This is a genomic window from Streptomyces caatingaensis (genome assembly GCF_001187435.1).
In the GTDB taxonomy this organism is placed as follows: domain Bacteria; phylum Actinomycetota; class Actinomycetes; order Streptomycetales; family Streptomycetaceae; genus Streptomyces; species Streptomyces caatingaensis.
The window spans coordinates 760,676-780,440 of record NZ_LFXA01000018.1 but is presented as its reverse complement, the minus strand read 5'-3'; the positions used below and the strand labels follow the sequence as shown (position 1 = coordinate 780,440).

Here is a 19,765-nt window from a genome sequence, read left to right as displayed (position 1 = left end):
CGCCGGGGAGGGAAGGCGCCGCGTTCAGTCGCGCCGGTCGCGGCAGATGAGCAGCAGGGCCCGGTCGTCGTTGACGTCCTTGGCGACCGCTTCGATCAAATGCCAGGCGGCGCCCGCGAATCCGGTGGTGACGTAGCGGTCGGCGGCGCCGGTGAGCCGGTCCATGCCCTCGGTGAGTTCCCGTTCGGCCGTTTCCACGAGGCCGTCGGTGAAGAGCATCAGGACGTCGCCGGGGCGCAGCCGGCCCTTCACGGAGTGGAATTCGGCGCCGTCGTAGACGCCGAGGAGGGGTCCTTCGGCGGCCTTCTCCTCCCAGCGTCCGGTGCCCGCGCTGAGGTGGAGTCCGGGGACGTGGCCGGCGGAGAAGAGTTCGTAGTCGCCGCTGTCGAGGTCGAGGACGAGGTGGACGGAGGTGGCGAAGCCCTCGTCCCAGTCCTGGCGCAGGAGGTAGCCGTTGGCGGCGGGGAGGAAGGAGTGCGGCGGCAGCGAGCCCAGCAGCCCGCCGAAGGCGCCGGAGAGCAGCAGGGCGCGGGAGGCGGCGTCCATGCCCTTGCCGGAGACGTCGGTGAGGACGACCTCCAGGGTGCGGCCGCCGTTGGTGCGGGCGGCGACGACGAAGTCGCCGGAGAAGGACTGGCCGCCGGCCGGGCGCAGGGCCATCTCGCGGTGCCAGCCGCGCGGGAGTTTGGGCAGCTTGCTCTGGACGCGGATGCGTTCGCGCAGGTCGAACAGCATCGTCCCGCCGCGCCGCCAGGGCACGCCGACGCGGCTGCGGAACTGGGCGATGAGCAGCCCGAGGAAGCCGACGGCGGCGACGACGAGGATGGTGCCGGGGGTGACGCGGTCGGCCCCGTAGGCGTAGGGGTCGAGGACGGCGGACTCGACGATGAGGGCGGTGGCCGAGGCGGCGTAGAGGCCGAGGAGACTGGCGGGGCGCAGGAGCAGTCCGCCGGCGACGATCGGCAGGACGAGGCTGGCGGGGGCGCACCACTCGGGCTGGGCGATGGTGCCAATGGCGAGGGCGGGGACGGAGAGCAACAGGGCGGTCAGGGCGAGCCAGTCGGAGCCGTCGCCGCGGAAGTAGTCGACCCCCGCCTTGCGCACGCTCGTGCGGACCCGGTGCAGTGCTTTGCGCATCCGGGCCGTCGGGGTCTCCGCACCGCCAGTCATTGCTTCGGGACCTTATCCACCCATTCGGCGGCGCGTCGATTCACGCCGCGCCGACACGGCTGCCCGCAGGGCACCTGGGGAGCAACCCTATGCGAAAGGCGTCCGCCTGATCGGTTATACGCGGGTCCGCATGCCTGTACCGCGGCGGAATCGGCCAGGCCGCGCCGTCGTTCGGCCATCGCGGGGACGAAAGGGACGGCGCGGGCCGCCTGCCACGCATAGGAGCCCGGCGCCGCGCGTGGGGTGCGGGCGGCGCGCCAACTGCCCTGTGCGCGCGGGCCGGTGGCGCCCCCGGCGGCCGGCCGGTCAGCGGCGCTGGCACCCCGGGCACCAGAAGAGGTTGCGGGCGGCGAGGCCGGCGGTGCGGATCTCGCTGCCGCACAGGTGGCAGGGCAGGCCGGCGCGGCGGTAGACGTAGACCTCGCCGCCGTGGTCGTCCACGCGCGGCGGGCGGTTCATGGCCTCGGGGGTGTGCTCGGGGCGGACGGTGTCGATGCGGTTGGTGCGGACGCCCTCGCGCATCAACGCGACCAAGTCCGCCCAGATCGCGTCCCATTCGGACCGGGTGAGGTCACGGCCCAGGCGATACGGGTCGATTCCGTGCCGGAAGAGGACCTCGGCCCGGTAGACGTTCCCGACGCCGGAGATCACCTTCTGGTCCATCAGGAGGGCGGCGACGCTGGTGCGGCTGCGGGAGACGCGCCGCCACGCGGGCTCGGGGTCCTCGTCCGCGCGCAGCGGATCGGGGCCGAGCCGGTCGTGTATCGCCTGCTTCTCGCCGTCGGTCAGCAGCGCGCACGCGGTGGGCCCGCGCAGGTCGGCGTAGGCGTCGGCGGTGGCCAGGCGCAGCCGGACGGTGTCGGTCGCCGGGGGCGCGGGGGCGGTGCCGAGGCGGTACTTGCCGAAGAGCCCGAGGTGGACGTGGATCCAGCCGACGGCGTCGAAGCCGAGGAAGAGGTGCTTGCCGTGGGCCTCGGCCGCGGCGAGCGGCCGGCCGTCGACCAGGGCCGCGCCGTCGGAGAACTTGCCCTGCGGGCTCGTCGCCCGGACGGGGCGGTCCGCGAAGAGCGCGTGGTGGTCGGCGGCCAGGCGGTGGATCGTGTGCCCTTCGGGCATCGGAGGTCCTTAAGCGGGGAGGCGGGCCGGAACGACGGGGGCCCGCCGCGTCGTGCGGCGGGCCCGGGCGTCGGGAGGGATCAGTCCTGCTGCGGGTGGTGCGCCGGGATCGCGGGGAGCTCGCCGGTGGTCTCGTAGCGGCCGAGCATCTCGATGCGGCGGGTGTGACGCTCCTCACCGGAGTACGGCGTACCGAGGAAGACCTCGACGAACTTGGTCGCCTCCTCCTGCGAGTGCATCCGGGCGCCGACGGCGATCACGTTGGCGTCGTTGTGCTCCCGGCCCAGCGCGGCGGTCTGCTCGCTCCAGGCGAGCGCGGCGCGGACGCCCTTGACCTTGTTCGCGGCGATCTGCTCGCCGTTGCCGGAGCCGCCGATGACGATGCCGAGGCTGCCCTCGTCCGCGGCCGTCCGCTCGGCGGCGCGCAGGCAGAACGGCGGGTAGTCGTCCTGGGCGTCGTAGATGTGGGGACCGCAGTCGACGGGCTCGTGCCCGTGGGCCTTGAGCCACTCGACGAGGTGGGACTTGAGTTCGTAACCGGCATGGTCGGAGCCGAGGTACACGCGCATGCGTCCGAGTGTGGCATGCCCCGGGGCCGCTCACAGCACCGGGCGACGGGGTCACCCTCCGTAAAGGCAACGATATGGATTCGGGTCTTCCGAAATAAGCCTTGATGAAGTTCTAATGCGGGGACTCGTGACCCGAGTGCCCCGAGAAACAAAGGAACTGTCCATGAGCGCGATACCGCCGACCGTGACAAAGGCGTCGACGTCCGGTGATCCCGCAGCCGACGCCGTGGCCACGGGTGGTGACGGCCTCAAGGCCGGGCTCAAGAACCGCCACCTCTCCATGATCGCCATCGGTGGCGTGATCGGCGCCGGCCTCTTCGTGGGTTCGGGTTCCGGCATCGCCGCGGCGGGTCCCGGCATCCTCGTCTCCTACGCCCTGGTGGGCGCGCTGGTCGTCCTCGTGATGCGGATGCTCGGCGAGATGGCCGCCGCCAACCCGACCTCGGGCTCCTTCTCCGCCTACGCGGACCGGGGCCTGGGCCGCTGGGCCGGCTTCACGATCGGCTGGCTCTACTGGTTCTTCTGGGTCGTCGTGCTGGCCGTCGAGGCGACGGCGGGCGCCGGCATCCTCAACGGCTGGGTCCCGGCGGTCCCCAAGTGGGCCTGGGCACTGCTCGTCATGGTGGTGCTCACCGCGACCAATCTGGCGTCGGTGAGCTCCTACGGCGAGTTCGAGTTCTGGTTCGCGGGCATCAAGGTCGTCGCCATCGGGGCGTTCGTGGTCCTCGGCGGGCTCGCGGTCTTCGGCGTCCTGCCCGGCTCGGACAACGAGGGCGCCGGGCTGGCCCACCTCACCGACCACGGCGGCTTCCTGCCCAACGGCGCCGGGGCGATCCTCACCGGCGTGCTGATGGTCGTCTTCTCCTTCATGGGCAGCGAGATCGTCACCCTGGCCGCGGGCGAGTCGGAGAACCCGCAGCGGGCGGTGCGGCAGGCGACCAACAGCGTGATCTGGCGCATCGCGGTCTTCTACCTCGGCTCGATCTTCGTCGTCGTCACGCTGCTGCCGTGGGACTCCAAGTCGATCGTCAAGGACGGCAGTTACGTCGCGGCGCTGAACTCGATCGGCATCCCGCACGCCGGGCAGGTCATGAACGTCATCGTCCTGACCGCCGTCCTCTCCTGCCTCAACTCCGGCCTGTACACGGCCTCCCGCATGGCCTTCTCGCTCGGGCAGCGTGGTGACGCGCCGGCGTCCTTCGCCCGCGTCAACAAGCGGGGCGTGCCGCAGGCGGCGATCCTCGGCTCGGTCGTCTTCGGCTTCCTTTCGGTCTTCTTCAACTACGTGTGGCCGGACACGGTCTTCAAGTTCCTCCTCAACTCCTCGGGTGCCGTGGCCCTGTTCGTGTGGCTGGTGATCTGCTTCACGCAGCTGCGGATGCGGGGCATCACGCTGCGGGAGGCGCCGGAGAAGCTCGTCGTGCGGATGTGGCTGTTCCCGTATCTGACGTGGGCCACGATCGGGATGATTCTCTTCGTGCTCGGCTACATGGTGTACGACGGGGGTGACAACCGGGAGCAGGTGCTGCTGTCGGTGCTGGTCGCCGTGTTCGTGCTGGCGATCGGGCTGGTCCTCGACCGCAGGCGGCGGGGCGCGGCGGCGAAGTAGCCGGAGGCTCCGTACGACCGCCCGGTCCGCGCCCCTGTTCGGGTCCGGACCGGGCGGTCGTGCGTTTCCGGTCGTCAGGAGGGCGGGAAGCATCGCGCGACGGGCACGGCTGCACCGGGACGGGCAGCTCGGCGCCAAAGCCGGTCGCGCGCGGCATCGAGATCACGTTCGCCCCTGCGGTCGGCCGCACGGCGTCGGGGCACCGCACTCCGGCACGGGGCGGACTGGGCAGTACCAGGGAAGGAGTGAGCATGTCCGCGCAGCCCGTTCACTACGAGTACACCTCTCCGGACGCGTACCGGCCCTACGGTCCTGAGCCGCAGGCCGAGCCGGAGGAGCAGGCGGAGCCGGGCGAGCTGCGTCGCTCATGCCGCGGCTCCAGGGCGGTCCTCGTGAGATCGCCGATCAGATCGAGAAGCTGAGCGACCTCCGGGTCGAGATCATCCGAGGAACTCTCTTGATGTCCCCCGCACCACGACGGCGGCACGCCCTCACCGTGCGCGGGCTGCGGCAGCGACTGGGCCCGATCACCCAGGGCGAGTACGGCGAGCCGGTCCCCCTCCCCGACCACCTCGGCGGGGACATGCCCACCAAGGACCTGCCGCGTTACGAACGCTAGCGCCGGACAGCCGTGGGCCCGCGCTCGGCAGGAGCGCGGGCCCACGGTGCGTGCGGGACGGGCGGGCTCAGCCGCGCCGCTCCAGCCACTTCCTCGCCGCCGGGAGGGCACCCATGGCGAGGGCCGCCTTCAGCACGTCCCCGATCAGGAACGGCGTCAGACCGACCGCCACCGCCTGCGAGAGCGGCATGTGCAGGGCCAGCGCCAGATACGGCACCCCGACCGCGTAGACGACCGCGGAGCCCAGCGCCATCGTCCCGGCGGTGCGGAGCACGGAGCGGTCGCCGCCGCGGCGGGCGAGGGCACCGACGACCGTGGCGGCCAGCAGCATGCCGAGGACGTAGCCGAAGGAGGGGAACGCCGCCCCGGACTTCGCCTCCGCGAACCACGGCATGCCCGCGACACCCGCGGCGGCGTAGAGCGCGAGGGAGAGGAAGCCCCGGCGGGCGCCGAGCGCCGTGCCCACGAGGAGGGCCGCGAAGGTCTGACCGCTGACCGGCACCGGCGAGCCCGGCACCGGGACGGTCAGCTGCGCGGCGACGCCGGTGAGCACCGCGCCGCCGACGACGAGGGCCGCGTCCCGCACCCGGGCGGACGCGGACGGGACGGGCAGGAGATCGGCGAGGACCGTACCGGTCCGGGGGGCGGCTACTGCGGCGGTGGCCATCGGCACTCCCTGAAGGGATGGGGACAGGAACAGAAATCGGCTACGCGTAAGAACACCGCGACGTTAGCCCAGCCCGCCGGAATCGGCATGGACGCGCGTCACAAAGCCGACCGGGGGCGGTTTGGCGGGTTTCACCGGTAAGTGATGCTCGTCACGGGATCGTCCGCGCGGCTTGGTTCAGGCGACCCGGTCGGGAGAATGGAGGGCAGGCCCGCGCCCGCGCGGCGCACGGCCCGCACCGCACCGAACCGAGAGTTACGAGCCCATGCACGACGCACCCGCCGCCGCCGAGTCCCTCGACGGCGGGAAAGAGCCGCTGTCCGCGGGGCTCAAGCAGCGGCATCTGACGATGCTGGGCCTGGGCGGGGTGATCGGCGCGGGGCTCTTCGTGGGCTCGGGCGCCGGGATCTCCGTCGCGGGTCCGGGGATCATCGTCTCGTACCTGATAGCGGGCGCCCTCGCCATGCTGGTGATGCGGATGCTCGGCGAGCTCTCGTCGGCGATGCCCGCCTCCGGCTCGTTCTCGGTGCACGCGGAGCGCGCGCTGGGCCGCTGGGCCGGGTTCACGGTCGGCTGGCTCTACTGGTTCCTGCTGGTGATCGTGCTGGCCGTGGAGGCCACGGCCGCCGCGCAGATCGCCCACGGCTGGCTGCCGGCCGTGCCGCAGTGGGCCTGGGTCCTGGTGTTCATGGTGGTGTTCACCACCGCGAACCTCACCGCCGTGAAGAACTTCGGCGAGTTCGAGTTCTGGTTCGCCGCGCTCAAGATCGGCGCCATTCTCCTCTTCCTCGGCCTGAGCCTGCTGGCGATCTTCGGGCTGCTGCCCGACACCGAGGCCGTGGGGATGAGCAACCTGACCGGACAGGGCGGCTTCCTGCCCAACGGCTGGCACGGGGTGATCTCCGGCGTCCTCGTCGTCGCCTTCGCCTTCGGCGGTCTGGAGGTCGTCACCATCGCCGCCGCCGAGTCGGAGGACCCCGAGCGCGCGGTGGGCCGGGCGGTGCGCAGCGCCGTGTGGCGCATCCTCTTCTTCTACGTGGGCTCGATGCTGGTCATCGTGACCCTGCTGCCCTGGTCGTCCATCACGCCGGGGCAGAGCCCCTATGTGGCGGTCCTCGACCACCTCGGGGTGCCGTCGGCCGGGCAGATCATGCAGATCGTGATCTTCGTGGCGCTGCTGTCGGCGCTCAACGCCAACCTCTACGGCTCGTCGCGCATGGTCTTCTCGCTGGCCGAGCGGGGGGAGGCGCCGCGGGCGCTGCTCAAGGTCTCGGGCGGCGGCGTGCCGGTGCGGGCGGTGCTGGCGTCGGTGGCGTTCGGCTTCGCGTCGGTGGTCCTCAACCTCTACTGGCCGGATTCGATCTTCCGCTATCTGCTCAACTCGGTGGGCGCGGTCCTGCTCTTCGTCTGGGGCCTGGTGGCCGCCTCCCAGCTGCGGCTGCGGCGCCGGATCGAGCGGGAGATGCCGGAGCGGCTGACCCTGCGCATGTGGTGCTTCCCCTATCTGACCTGGGCGGCGCTGGCCGGCATGGCGGGTGTCCTGGTCCTGATGGTCAGCGACGAGGGGGCCCGTCCACAGCTGCTGTGGTCGGCGGTGGCGACGGGCGCGGTGCTCGCGGTGGCGGGCCTGCGGGAACTCCGGCTGCGCCGCACCGAGGGCCCGCACCGCTAGAGCGTCCGGGAATCTGGCGCTATGTCGGACACGGAGAGTCATCACCGCGTCTGAATACCGGACATCTGTGTGACAAGTGTTGTCCTGAGCGAACATCACCCCCACACTGAGGCAACTTTTCGCGGTTGGCTCGATCCATCACCACTCTCTTCACTCACGGGGACAGACACGACCATGACTCGGACAGATGCGACCGCCGCGCCCGAGCGCGCGGTCACCGACGCACCGCCGGATTCCGGCACCTCCCTGTCGCACGGCCTCAAGCAGCGCCATCTGTCGATGATCGCCCTGGGCGGGGTCATCGGCGCCGGACTCTTCGTGGGGTCGGGGGCGGGCATCGCCGCCGCCGGCCCGGGGATCGTGCTGGCCTATGCGGTGTCCGGGCTCCTGGTGATGCTCGTGATGCGCATGCTGGGCGAGATGGCCGCGGCCAACCCGGCGTCGGGCAGTTTCTCGGTCCACGCCGAACGCGCGATAGGCCCGTGGGCGGGCTTCACCGCGGGCTGGGTCTTCTGGATCGAGCTGTGCGTGGCCATCGCCGTCGAGGCGCTCGGCGCGGCGGCCATCATGGTCCAGTGGTTCCCGGCCACGTCCTCGTGGATGTGGGTGCTGTGCTTCATGGTGCTGTTCTGCGGCATGAACCTGGCGGCGGTCGGCAACTTCGGCGAGTTCGAGTTCTGGTTCGCCACCCTCAAGGTCGCCGCGATCGGCGTCTTCCTGATCCTGGGCGTCCTCGCCATCTGCGGCCTGCTGCCGGGCACCTCCGCCCCGGGCACCTCCAACCTCACCGGCCACGGCGGCTTCCTGCCCAACGGCACGGACGGCCTCGTCGCCGGACTGCTCGCCTCGGTCTTCGCGTACGGCGGCCTGGAGACGGTGACGATCGCCGCGGCGGAGTCCGAGCACCCGGTCAAGGGCGTCGCCAGTGCGGTCCGTACGGCGATGTGGCGCATCGCCCTCTTCTACGTCGGCTCGATGCTCGTCGTCGTCACCCTGATCCCGTGGACCGACACGTCGATCCTCACCGGCCCGTACGTGGCCGTCCTCAAGCACCTCGACATCCCCGCGGCCGGCCAGATCATGAACGTCATCGTCCTGATCGCGCTGCTGTCGGCCATGAACGCCAACATCTACGGCGCCTCCCGCATGGCGCACTCGCTCGTCGAGCGCGGCGAGGGCCCCCGCTTCCTGGGCAAGGTCAGCAACGGGGTGCCGCGCCGGACCGTCGTGGCCTCCTCGGCGTTCGGCTTCGTCGCCGTGCTGCTGAGCTACAAGTGGCCGGACACCGTGTTCAAGTGGCTGCTGTACATGACGGGTGCGGCGGTGCTGGTGGTGTGGGCCTTTATCGCCGTGACCCAGCTGATGATGCGTTACCGCCTGGAGCGCGAGCAGCCTGAGCGGCTGGTGGTGCGGATGTGGTGGTTCCCCGCCCTGACGGTCGTCGCCCTGCTGGGCATCCTGTGCGTCCTGGGTCTGATGCTGCGCGAGAAGGACACGGCCGTGCAGCTGTACGCCACGGCCGGGCTCACCGCGGCCCTCGCGCTCGTCGGCTACCTGCGGCAGCGCGTCGCGGCGGCCCCCCGGGGCTGACGCGGCACCACATCCCCTTCCGAGGCGGGGTCGGTCCTGATCACCAGGACCGACCCCGCCTCGGTCTTTGGGACGAGAGTTGACCCATGTGGCCCCTCTCCCGGCACAGCCCGGGCAGTTGCTGATAGCGTCTACCTGCAAGTTAATTGCAATAAGCAGTCGGAGGGCTCGGCATGGCCATCTACACACTCCCTGAACTTCCGTACGACTACGCGGCGCTCCAGCCCGTCATCGACGCGAAGATCATCGAGCTGCACCACGACAAGCACCACGCGGGGTACGTCAAGGGCGCGAACGACACGCTCGAGCAGCTCGCCGAGGCCCGTGACAAGGAGCAGTGGGGCTCGATCAACGGCCTCGAGAAGAACCTCGCGTTCCACCTCTCCGGCCACATCCTGCACAGCATCTACTGGCAGAACATGACCGGCGACGGCGGCGGCGAGCCGCTCGACAAGGACGGCGTGGGCGAGCTGGCGGACGCGATCGCCGAGTCCTTCGGCTCGTTCGCCAAGTTCAAGGCCCAGCTGTCCAAGGCGGCGGCCACCACCCAGGGTTCCGGCTGGGGCGTCCTCGCCTACGAGCCGATCAGCGGCAAGCTGATCGTCGAGCAGGTCTACGACCACCAGGGCAACGTCGGCCAGGGCTCCACCCCGATCCTGGTCTTCGACGCCTGGGAGCACGCCTTCTACCTGCAGTACAAGAACCAGAAGGTGGACTTCATCGAGGCCATGTGGCAGGTCGTCAACTGGCAGGACGTGGCCAAGCGTTACGCCGCCGCCAAGGAGCGCGGCAACGCGCTGCTGCTCAACCCCTGAGGCCCCGGGGGCTCCCGTCCCCCGGCCCGTGAACGGCCTGCTCGTGATCGTCTTCTCACCCGTGTCACGCGGCAGGCACACGGAGGCCCCCGCGCGGTCGACTCGCGCGGGGGCCCTCCCCATGCTCCCACCACGACGGCGCGCACGGCGGCTCAGGCGTGTCCGAACGCCTCGCCCGTCACCGTGAACTCCCGTGCCAGGCCCGTCTCGTGGAGCCGGGCGAACGGGGTGAAGGGGATGCCCAGTTCGGATCCGCCCCGGTCGAAGTTCCAGCCCTTGTGCAGGGCGAAGCGGTAGTCGACGGCCGTCGCGCCGTCGCCGTCCACCCGTACGGTGCCGGTCAGCCGGAACTCCGCGCAGCGCAGCGCCAGCCACCAGTCGGCGCTGACCCGGCGGGTGATGACGACGTCGCGCCAGCCGCTGTCGGCGGGGTAGGCGGCGGGTGCCCGCGGGCCCGCGCGCCAGCGGTCCAGGGCCTCGGCCCGCCAGCGCGCGAGCTGTTCGTCGGCGGCGGCGCGGACGGCCGGGAGCGCGAGCAGCTCCTCGGCGTCGATCCGCACGGGCGTCCCGTCGGCCCGCAGATAGTGCCGCATCATGCCCGCCGCGTGCCGCAGCCGGCACAGGGACCACAGCGGTGGCAGGACGCGGCACAGGGCGAGGGTGAGGAAGTCGTACGGGCGGACGGGGAGCTCGGCGAAGGCGGCGTTGCGGCACGGCGGCTCGGCGTCGGCCCAGCCGCCGTCGCGGCCCAGGGGCCGGGTGAGGTCGGTCTGGCCCATGGTTCGGACCCTAGGCGAACCGCGGCCGACCCGCGTCGGCTGCGGTCCTTCCGGGGGACGGCGGCCGTCCCCGCCCGGCCGCGCCCACACGGCGGAGCCGCGCGCCGGCACGGCCCCGCGCCCCGCCGGGACGCCGCGCGGCCGCTCAGTCGAAGACCGGGTCCTGCGTGCGCGTGCGCTTGATCTCGAAGAAGCCCGGAGTGGAGGCCACCAGGAGCGTCCCGTCCCAGAGGCGGCCCGCCGCCTCGCCCTTGGGGGCGGGGGTGACCACCGGCCCGAAGAAGGCGACCTCGGCCTCGGCGCCGGTCTCGCCGGGCACGGCGATCACCGGGGTGCCGACCTCCTCGCCGACCTTGTCGATGCCGCCCTTGTGGGAGGCGCGCACCTCCGCGTCGTACGCGTCGGTGCCGGCCGCGTCCGCCAGCGACGCCGGCAGGCCGGCCTCCTCCAGCGCCTCGACGATCGTGGCGCGGTCGCGCGGCCTGCCCTGGTGGTGGAAGCGGGTGCCGAGCGCGGTGTAGAGCCGGCCGAGCACCTCCTCGCCGTGCTCGGCGGCGGCCGCGACACACACCCGGACCGGACCCCACGCGTTCGCGATCTTCTCGCGGTACTCCTCCGGGAGCTCGTCCATGCGGGGCTCGTTGAGCACCGCGAGGCTCATGACGTGCCAGCGCACCTCCACCGGACGCACCTTCTGGACCTCCAGCATCCAGCGCGAGGTGATCCACGCCCAGGGGCAGATCGGGTCGAACCAGAAGTCGGCGGTCGTCTTCTCGTCGGAGGTCCTGCGTGTGGTGCTCATGGGGTTCTCCCGGTAGGGGGGTGAAGTGTTCGCACTTTCAACAAAGACGCGCATGCCATGATTCCTGATGATCCGAGAGTCACCGACTTTTGACATCCCGAGGGAGCCCCGCCGTGCCCGGTGAGAACCTGACCCGTGAGGAGGCCCGGCAGCGGGCCGCACTGCTGACCGTGGACGGCTACGAGGTGCACCTGGACGTCCGGTCCGCCGTCGGCCCCGACGACGGGCCCGGCCCCCGCACCTTCCGGTCCGTCACCACGATCCGCTTCCGCTGCGCCGAGCCCGGCGCGTCGAGCTTCGCCGACCTGGTCGCCCCCTCGGTGACGGCCGTCACGCTCAACGGCCGGGCCCTGGACCCGGGGGCCGTCTTCGACGGGACGCGCGTCGCCCTGGACGGCCTGGCCGCCGAGAACGAACTGGTCGTGGACGCGCGGTGCGCGTACAGCCGGACGGGCGAGGGCCTGCACCGCTTCGTGGACCCCGAGGACGGCGAGGTCTACCTCTACACGCACTACGAACCGGCCGACGCCCGCCGGGTGTTCGCCAACTTCGAGCAGCCGGACCTCAAGGCCCCCTACACCTTCTCCGTCACCGCCCCCGCCGCCTGGACCGTGATCAGCAATGGTGCGCAGGACGGCCCGGACGAGCCGGTGGACGACGCCTCGTCGCTGCGCCGCTTCGTGCCGACCAAGCCCATCGGCACGTACGTCACGGCCGTCGTCGCCGGCCCGTACCACGTCGTCCGCGACCACTACAGCCGTGAACTGCCCGACGGCACCACGCTGGAGATCCCGCTGGCCGCGCTCTGCCGCAAGGGCCTGGCCCGGCACTTCGACGCCGACGAGATCCTCACCGTCACCAAGCAGGGCCTGGACTTCTTCCACGAGCACTTCGACTTCCCGTACCCCTTCGGCAAGTACGACCAGGCGTTCGTGCCGGAGTACAACATCGGGGCGATGGAGAACCCGGGCTGCGTGACGTTCCGCGAGGAGTTCGTCTACCGGGGCAAGGTGACGCGCTCGGCGTACGAGCGGCGGGCCAACGTGATCCTGCACGAGATGGCGCACATGTGGTTCGGCGACCTGGTGACCATGGAGTGGTGGGACGACCTGTGGCTCAAGGAGTCCTTCGCCGACTTCATGGGCTCCTTCTCGCAGGTCGAGGCCACCCGCTACACCAACGCCTGGGTCACCTTCGCCAACCAGCGCAAGGCGTGGGCCTACCGGGCCGACCAGCTCCCCTCCACCCACCCGGTCACGGCGGACATCCACGACCTGGAGGACGCCAAGCTCAACTTCGACGGCATCACCTACGCCAAGGGCGCCTCCGTCCTCAAGCAGCTCGTCGCCTACGCCGGGCGGGACGCCTTCCTGGAGGGCGCGCGCCGCTACTTCAAGCGCCATGCCTACGGCAACACGCGCCTGGCCGACCTGCTCTCCGTCCTGGAGGAGACCTCGGGCCGCGACATGGCCGCCTGGTCCCGCTCCTGGCTCCAGACCGCCGGCGTCAACTCCCTGACGCCGCAGCCGACCTACGACGCGGCCGACCGCCTCACCGAGCTGGCGATCCTCCAGGAGGCGCCCGAGAGCCACCCCGAACTGCGCCCGCACCGGGTGGCCGTCGGCCTCTACCGCCGCCGGGGCACCGAGCTGGTGCGCTACGCGCGCGCCGAGGTGGACGTCACCGGGCCGCGCACGGTCGTGACCGAACTGGCCGGTGCCGAACGGCCGGAGCTCATCCTCGTCAACGACGACGACCTGACGTACTGCAAGGTCCGCTTCGACGAGGGCTCCCTGGCCACGCTCCGCGCGCACCTCGGCGACCTCACGGACCCGCTCGCGCGGGCCCTGTGCTGGTCGGCCGTGTGGAACCTCACCCGCGACGGGCTGATGCCCGCCCGCGACTACCTGGAGCTGGTGGAACGCTTCGCCGGGGCCGAGAGCGACATCGGCGTCCTGCAGACGCTGCACAGCTGCGCGCGCGGCGCCCTCGTCCACTACGCGGCGCCCGCCTGGCGCGCCGAGGGCTCCGCGCGGCTCGCCCGCACCGCGCTCAGCGAGCTGCGGCTGGCCGAGCCGGGCAGCGGCCACCAGCTCGCCTGGGCCCGCTTCCTGGCCCAAGTGGCCACCACCCAGGCCGACTTCCAGCTGCTGCGCGGGCTGCTGGACGGCACGGCGCGGATCGACGGGCTGGAGGTCGACCAGGAGCTGCGCTGGGCGCTGCTGGCCGCCCTCGCGGCGGGCGGCGCGGCCGACGCGGCGCTCATCGACGCCGAACTCGCCCGCGACGACACCGCCTCCGGCCGCCGCCACCAGGTGCGCTGCCTCGCCTCCCGCCCGGACGCCAAGGTCAAGGCCGAGGCGTGGGAGCGGGTCGTGGACTCCGACGTCCTCTCCAACGCCCTCACCGAGGCCACCGTCGCCGGCTTCGACCAGCCCGGGCAGCGGGAGCTGCTGAAGCCGTTCGTGGAGCCCTACTTCGCGTCGATCGAACGCGTCTGGCGCGAGCGGTCGATCGAGATCGCCATGGCGATCGTGCGCGGGCTCTTCCCCGTCCTCCAGGACGACCGGCGGACGCTGGACCTCACCGACGCCTGGCTCGCCGGGCACCCCGACGCGGCCCCGGCGCTGCGGCGCCTGGTGCGGGAGGCGCGCGACGACCTCGCGCGCGCCCTGCGGGCACAGGAGTGCGACGCCGCGGCCGCGTAACTCCCGGACAACTCCACGGGGTTGTCAGCACTCGACCACGGGTACGTAACAGCGGTTAAGGAGCGGGCGCCGAGCGGGAATGGCCGGGTCATGAACCACGAGACCCCCCTCTCCCCGCGCCCGCTCCACCACCTCTCCGACGTCCGCCACCGCGTCATGACCGCGCGCCGGCTGCGCGAACACGGCGTCTCCGCCGCCGAGGCCGGCGAGCGCTGCCGCCCCGGCGGCCCCTGGCAGCAGCTCCTGCCCGGCGTCTACCTGCTCCACACCGGCCCGGCCACCAGCGAGGAACGGCTGCACGCCGCCCTGATGTACACCCGGGCCCGCTCCCAGGGCATCCCCCTCCAGCCGTGCGGCGCCGAGGCCCCCTACGGCGAGGCGATGATCACCGGCCTGGCGGCGCTGGCCCTGCACCGCTTCACCAGCGCTCCCCCGCTGCTGCGCCTGGAGCACATCGACGTCCTCGTCCCGCACACCCGGCGACTGCGCGCGACGGGCTTCGTCCGCCCGGTGCGCTCCCCCTCCGTGCCCCGGCCACGGCTGCTGACCGGCGTGCCGGTCGCCCCCGTCCCCCGCGCCGTCGCCGACGCGGTGGCCCGGCTGGCGGACCCGGAGGCGATCCGCCGCGTCCTCACCGAGGCGGTCCGCGGCGGCCACTGCGAGGCCACGCGCCTGTACCGCGAACTCGCCCGCGCCAGGCTGCTGGAGCGGGGGCCCGTGGCCGCCGTCCTGGACACGCTCCTCGCCGAGGGCCGCGCCGCCGCCGAGGACCGCCTCTACGCCCTCGTCGCCGACCACGCCCTGCCCGTCCCCCTCTGGAACGTCGAACTCCTCCTCCCCGGCGGCCCGTTGCTGGGCACCGTCGACGCCTACTGGCCCGACCACGGCGTCGCCGTCGAGATCGACACCCGCTCCCGCCGCGACGCCCCGCTGCGCGACGAACTCGCCCGCACGCACGAGCACTTGGCCCAGCTCGGCCTGGCGGTGCTGGCCGTCCCCCCGCGCGATCTGCGGGACGCGCCCGAGCGACTGGCCGACGTGGTGCGGTCGGCGCTTGCGGCGTCGGCGGAGCGGGCGCCGGGGGCGTACGTGGTGGTGCTGCCGCGGTGAGGTTACGTTCGGACGGCGGACGGCCGTCCGGGGTCGACTCGGTCCCAGCCCAGACGCCAGAGCGCCTCGGCACCATGCGTCTGTACGTACTCCCGCTCCGTTGCGTGGATCGGGTACACACCCAGGATCTCCACCAGGTCGGCCTCCCCCGTCGCCCCCCGGCCGGAGGCGAGATCGAGCGGCCCCGCACCACCAATGACGGGACTGCCCAACACCACACTGTTCATCGCCGAGTCGGCCACATACCGTCCGACATGGCCGAAGACCTCCCCGGACCGGAACGACGGCCCCAGACCACGCAGTGCGGCGACGATCCTGGCAGGCACTCTGCACCATTCGACGTCATCGGAACGGACGGTGATGGCGAGCTCTCTGGCCACCGCCCCCCAATCCGGACGCGGGACGAGGGACAGTCCGTATGTAAAGCCCGTCACATATCCCGGACCCGGCGTTCCCGCATACACGAGCGCGGCGACCCGGCCATCGCCGCGCTCTCTGGGTTCGATGTCCTCGGCCACCGACACGGCACCGACGAGCGCGTCGACCCGCTCGCGGTAGCTGTTGAACCGGTCCAGCGTGTCCCGATCATTCATGGTCCTCACCCTCATATCCGGGTCTGTTATCACGGGTGGGCGCATCCGCCGGTCGGCGGACACGCCCACGGTTCCGTATCCGCTCGCTAGCCGGCGGGCGGATAGTAGTGCCCCAGTGCGGCATCCCACCACTGGGTCTTGCTGTGATCGATATATGAGTTGAACTCGGCGAACCTGCCGGCAGGAATCCTCCACTCAGTCAGGCCGGAGACACCGTCCGAGTTCTCGAGGGGGAATTCGAGCTTGCCGAAGGCCTCTTGGAACCCGGGCTTCATCACAAACCGGTGGAAGCCGTAGTCATGTCCGTTCCCGGCGTACTGCGCCGCCCCCTCGGGCTTGTTGGAAAGGTACGCCGTGGGGTGTGAGCCGTCATGGTTGGCCGTGTTCAGTCCCTTCTCCTCGGAGGCGCGCTTGCCGGTGGCCGGGGAACGGTAGAGGACCGTCTCGTCACACTCGATGACGATGCGGGACGAGGCGGCGGCGAACCCCTTCTTCCCGCCCTTGCCCTTCCCGCCACCGGACTTCGTGTCACAGTCCGGAATCTTCTTCCGGACTTTCTCGAGGGTCTCCTCCGCCTTCTTGAGCCGCTTCTTGGCCTCGGCGGACTTCTTGAGGAACTTGTCGACCCCCCAGATGGCCTTGCCGATCTCCTTGAGCTTCGCAGCGACCTTGACCGCCTTGCCCAGGGGGAGACTGGTGACAATCGCCCAGAGGCACTTGGGGATGTTGGGGTCGTCGATGCACTCCTTGATGTCCCCGACGGCAAGATCGACCAAGATCTCGGCGCCGTTCTCCATCAGGTAGTCGACGAGGTCCTTCTCCGCGAGCTTGCGGTCCTCTTCGAGCTGTTCGGGCGTGATGCCCGCCTCCTGGAGAGCCTCCGCCTCCTCGTCGCCCGAGGGCTTGGAATCCTCCGCCGGACCGGTCCGTTTCTCGGCAGCCTTCGCAAGGATCTTCCGCTCTTGCTCGCGGACGAACTCCTCGGCCTTCCTGGCCGCCTCGTCGGCCTCCTTCGCGTACTTGTCCGCGTTCTTCGACGCGGTCTCCGCCGACTTGGCGTGCTCCTCCGCCGAGTCCGCCAGCTTCCTCGCGTCCTCGGCGTCCTTCGCCGCCCGGGTCGCGGCTGCCTGGGCGGTTGCCACCTCTTTCTCGGCCCGCGCGGCGGCGCTGCTGGCCGCGGCGGCCTGGTTGTCGGCCTCCGCCGCTGCGCCGCGCGCCCGTTCCGCCTCGGCCTCGGCCTGGGTGGCCGCCGTGCGCGCGGCGGCGGCGTCCGCGTAAGCCCGGTCCGCCGCTTCGCGGGCCTCCTTCGCGTCGGCCTGGGCCTGGGCATCGGCGTCCTTCGCCCGGGCGGCGGCCGCCCGCGCCTTGGCGCCGTCCTCCGCGGCCTGTGCCGCGGACTTCATGGCCGCCGCCGAGGAACGAGCGGCGTCGGCGGACGAACGTGCCGCCGCGGCCGCCGCCTTGAACGCCGGGGCCACCTGCTCGTTGGCCCGCTGGGCCGAAGCCTCGGCCGCCTCCGCGGCCCTGACCGCCTCGGCGGCCTTCGCGTCGGCGGACGCGACCTCCGTCGCGCCCGTCTCCTGGGCCGCCCGGGCCACTTCGGCCGCGAAGTCGGCGTCGACGTCCTGCCCCGAGAAGGGAGCGGTCAGCTCGATGGCCTCGTTGGCGGGATCGGCGATCCCGGCGGCCGTGGAGCGCGCGGCCAGCGACGCCTGGACGGCGACCGTGGCCTGGACCTGCGCCATGGCGGCCTCACTGGTCGCCCCGGCGGCCTCGTCCTTGGTGCGGCCGGCCGCCTGGAGCGCGCCGCTCGCCTCGACGGCGGCCAGCCCGGCCAGCCGCGCCGCCTCGTGGGAGGCGATACCCGCGCGGGCCTCCTGCGCCGTGGCCTCGGCGGCCTTCGCGTCGGCCCGGCGTGCCGCCGCGTGCGTGGCGGCCGCCTCGGCCTGCGCCCTGTTCGCCGCCGCGTCGGCGGCGGAAGCGGCCGCCTCCGCCTTGTCCGCAGCCTCGTCGGCCCGCGCGGCGTGGGCGCTCGCCTCGGCCGCCGCGGCACGGGAGCGGGCCGCGGCACCGGCCGCCTCGATGGCCGCCGACCGGGACCGCATCGCCGCGCCGCTCGCCGCGTCGGCGGCGCCGCGCGCCCGGCCGGCCGCCTCGCCCGCCGCCTTGGCGTCGGCCCGCGCCGCGTCCGCGTAGGAACGGGTGAGGGCGGCGTCCTCGGTGCCCTTGGTCGCGGCCTCCATGGCCTCCGACGCCTTGGCCCGCGCCTCCTCGGCCCGGTGCTCGCGCTCGGCCTCGTACGCCTTGTCCCGGGCCTCGCGGGCCTTCGTCTCGTCGCCGCGCGCCCGCTCGTCCGCGCTCGCGGCCTTGCTCTCCATCTGCGCCGCCCAGGCGCGCTTCTCCGCCGCGTCGGCGGCGGCCGCCTGCGCCTCCGCGCGCTTGGCGGACGCGTTGCGGGCCTCGGCCTCGGCGCGGGCCTTCGCCGCCGCGGCGGCGTCCCGCTCGCGCTCGGCGCGTGCCCGGGCCTCGGCGGCCAGGGCACGCTCGTGCTCCGCGATCGCCCGCTGCTCGGCGGCGATCTTCGCCTGCCGCTGAGCCTCGGCCCGCGCCTCGCGGGTCTTACGGGCGTGGTCCCACGCCTCCGCCTCCGCCTTCTCGGCGTCGACGCGGGCCTGCTTGCCCCGGGCGGCCGCGTCCGCGGCGACCTTCGCCTGCCGGCCGGCGGCCTCGGCCAGCCGGGCCGCGGCCCGGGCGTGCTCCTCGGCGTTGGCCCGCCACTGCTCGGCCTGCCGCTCGTGCAGCTCGGTGGCGTTCCGGGCGTTCAGCCCGGCCGCGTCGGCCGCCGTGGCGTCCACCGCGTGCTGCGCGGTCTCGCTCGCCTTGACGGCCGCGTCCGCCGCCGCCTTGATGCCCTGGGCGACCTCGGACCACCGCACGCCGTGCGTCAGCCCGGTCTCCACGAGCACGTCGGCCTGCGCCTTGGCCTGCCGCGCGGCGATTTCGGCCGCCTTGGCCGCGTCGCCCGCGTTGCCGACCTGACGGGCGACATCGGCCTTCACGCCGCCGTAGTCGGACAGCCGCTTGCCCGCCCGGTCGGCGGCCAGCATCCGGTCCGCCTGCCGTGACGCGGCGGCGGCTACTCATGGCGTTGGACGCGTTCTTGAGAGCCTTGACGGCGTCGCCGTGGGCGGCGATCAGCTTGGTGCGTGCCTCGGCGGCACGGGCGGACTTCTCCGCCAGCTCCTTGAGCTTCTCGGCGGCCTCCCGCGCCTCCTTCTCGGCCTTCTCGCGGTCCGCGCGGGCGTCGGCGTCCTTCTTCGCGGCCTCCTGGTAGCCCTTCTCCAGGAACTCCGCGATCGCCTTCTCGTCATCGGTCGCGAGTGCCGCCTGTGCGGCCTTCTTGACCTCCGGCCCGCCGGCGGCGGCGAGCATCTCGACGCGCTTGCGGTTCTCCGCCGCCTGCTTCCTGTCGTTCTCGTCGGTCTTCTTGTCCCGCTGCCGGGCTATCTCCGCCCCGAACGCCAGGAAGTCGGCGCGGTCGCGCGGCGAGCCCTTGAGGACCCGGTCCACCTCCTGCTCGAAGTACGGGCCGCCGGTCCCGCGCATCGCCTCGATCTTGCGCCGGTTCTCGGCGTCGGCGGCGTCCTTCTTCTCCTGGGACCGCTTGCGGGCCTCGGCCTCGCCGTGCTCCAGGAACTCCCGGACCGCGTTCGGATCGCTGCTCTCCAGCGCCTTTCTCGCGGCGGCCTTGACCTCCTCGTCCTCGTCGAACTCGGCCATGACCTCGACCAGTTGCCGGTCGCCGTCGTCGGCACGACGCTCGAAACCGGTCTGCGGACGAGGCGCCGGTGCGGTCGCCGGGGCCGTGGCAGCGAACCTGGAGAGGCGCTCCGGTCTCTCCACCGCGCCGGCCGACTGGCCCGTCAGCCCGCCCAGCAGCGCCACG

15 protein-coding genes and 1 pseudogene are annotated in these 19,765 nt (G+C 72.4%); 7 read left to right on the top strand and 9 right to left on the bottom strand.

What is annotated here, in order from left to right; genetic code table 11:
* Positions 1 to 24: 24 nt before the first annotated feature.
* The 3 genes from AC230_RS30080 to AC230_RS30070 all read right to left on the bottom strand — a co-directional run bounded on the left by AC230_RS30080 (position 25) and on the right by AC230_RS30070 (position 2,855).
* Complete coding sequence (locus tag AC230_RS30080) at positions 25 to 1,170, bottom strand: PP2C family protein-serine/threonine phosphatase (protein ID WP_049719470.1); 1,146 nt, start codon at positions 1,168 to 1,170, stop codon at positions 25 to 27.
* A 306-nt stretch (positions 1,171 to 1,476) separates the two neighbouring features.
* Positions 1,477 to 2,286: an Fpg/Nei family DNA glycosylase gene (locus tag AC230_RS30075; protein WP_049719469.1), complete on the bottom strand. Its 810-nt coding sequence runs from the start codon at positions 2,284 to 2,286 to the stop codon at positions 1,477 to 1,479.
* An 80-nt stretch (positions 2,287 to 2,366) separates the two neighbouring features.
* A complete protein-coding gene (locus tag AC230_RS30070) occupies positions 2,367 to 2,855 on the bottom strand; it encodes a ribose-5-phosphate isomerase (RefSeq protein WP_049719468.1) in 489 nt (162 codons plus the stop codon).
* Positions 2,856 to 3,018: 163 nt separating this feature from the next.
* Here AC230_RS30070 and AC230_RS30065 point away from each other — a divergent pair, with 163 nt between their 5' ends.
* The gene (locus AC230_RS30065; RefSeq protein WP_107082271.1) at positions 3,019 to 4,464 is read left to right on the top strand and encodes an amino acid permease; all 1,446 of its coding nucleotides are present in this window, start codon (positions 3,019 to 3,021) and stop codon (positions 4,462 to 4,464) included.
* 460 nt (positions 4,465 to 4,924) lie between these two features.
* Positions 4,925 to 5,083, top strand: a complete 159-nt coding sequence (locus AC230_RS32835; RefSeq protein ID WP_157868691.1) for a hypothetical protein — start codon at positions 4,925 to 4,927, stop codon at positions 5,081 to 5,083.
* A 67-nt stretch (positions 5,084 to 5,150) separates the two neighbouring features.
* Here the strand turns inward: AC230_RS32835 and AC230_RS30060 are convergent, their stop codons facing one another.
* Positions 5,151 to 5,750 (bottom strand): biotin transporter BioY, encoded by a 600-nt coding sequence (locus AC230_RS30060; protein ID WP_049719467.1) that lies wholly within the window; start codon positions 5,748 to 5,750, stop codon positions 5,151 to 5,153.
* A gap of 265 nt (positions 5,751 to 6,015) precedes the next feature.
* Between AC230_RS30060 and AC230_RS30055 the strand changes: the two genes are divergently transcribed.
* From AC230_RS30055 to AC230_RS30045, 3 genes are all read left to right on the top strand, one after another.
* On the top strand, positions 6,016 to 7,422 hold the full coding sequence (locus AC230_RS30055) for an amino acid permease (RefSeq protein WP_049719466.1): 1,407 nt from the start codon (positions 6,016 to 6,018) through the stop codon (positions 7,420 to 7,422).
* A 174-nt stretch (positions 7,423 to 7,596) separates the two neighbouring features.
* Positions 7,597 to 9,012: an amino acid permease gene (locus tag AC230_RS30050; RefSeq protein WP_049719465.1), complete on the top strand. Its 1,416-nt coding sequence runs from the start codon at positions 7,597 to 7,599 to the stop codon at positions 9,010 to 9,012.
* 173 nt (positions 9,013 to 9,185) lie between these two features.
* A complete protein-coding gene (locus AC230_RS30045) occupies positions 9,186 to 9,827 on the top strand; it encodes a superoxide dismutase (RefSeq protein WP_049719464.1) in 642 nt (213 codons plus the stop codon).
* 152 nt (positions 9,828 to 9,979) lie between these two features.
* On the opposite strand, the gene AC230_RS30040 is transcribed toward AC230_RS30045, so the two are convergent.
* Together AC230_RS30040 and AC230_RS30035 are read right to left on the bottom strand one after the other, a co-directional pair.
* A complete protein-coding gene (locus tag AC230_RS30040) occupies positions 9,980 to 10,606 on the bottom strand; it encodes a hypothetical protein (protein ID WP_049719463.1) in 627 nt (208 codons plus the stop codon).
* 145 nt (positions 10,607 to 10,751) lie between these two features.
* The gene (locus AC230_RS30035; protein ID WP_049719462.1) at positions 10,752 to 11,408 is read right to left on the bottom strand and encodes a DsbA family oxidoreductase; all 657 of its coding nucleotides are present in this window, start codon (positions 11,406 to 11,408) and stop codon (positions 10,752 to 10,754) included.
* Positions 11,409 to 11,521: 113 nt separating this feature from the next.
* Here AC230_RS30035 and pepN point away from each other — a divergent pair, with 113 nt between their 5' ends.
* Positions 11,522 to 14,116: an aminopeptidase N gene (gene pepN / locus AC230_RS30030; RefSeq protein WP_049719461.1), complete on the top strand. Its 2,595-nt coding sequence runs from the start codon at positions 11,522 to 11,524 to the stop codon at positions 14,114 to 14,116.
* 90 nt (positions 14,117 to 14,206) lie between these two features.
* Positions 14,207 to 15,226: a hypothetical protein gene (locus AC230_RS30025; protein WP_049719460.1), complete on the top strand. Its 1,020-nt coding sequence runs from the start codon at positions 14,207 to 14,209 to the stop codon at positions 15,224 to 15,226.
* Positions 15,227 to 15,228: 2 nt separating this feature from the next.
* Here the strand turns inward: AC230_RS30025 and AC230_RS30020 are convergent, their stop codons facing one another.
* The 3 genes and pseudogenes from AC230_RS30020 to AC230_RS34185 form a co-directional block, all read right to left on the bottom strand.
* Entirely contained in the window at positions 15,229 to 15,819 is a 591-nt protein-coding gene (locus AC230_RS30020) for a suppressor of fused domain protein (RefSeq protein ID WP_157868690.1), read from the bottom strand.
* A gap of 86 nt (positions 15,820 to 15,905) precedes the next feature.
* Positions 15,906 to 18,926 (bottom strand): hypothetical protein, encoded by a 3,021-nt coding sequence (locus AC230_RS30015; protein ID WP_053161430.1) that lies wholly within the window; start codon positions 18,924 to 18,926, stop codon positions 15,906 to 15,908.
* A 274-nt stretch (positions 18,927 to 19,200) separates the two neighbouring features.
* Positions 19,201 to 19,599, bottom strand: a pseudogene (locus tag AC230_RS34185) (hypothetical protein); the annotation flags it as partial.
* Positions 19,600 to 19,765: the final 166 nt, after the last annotated feature.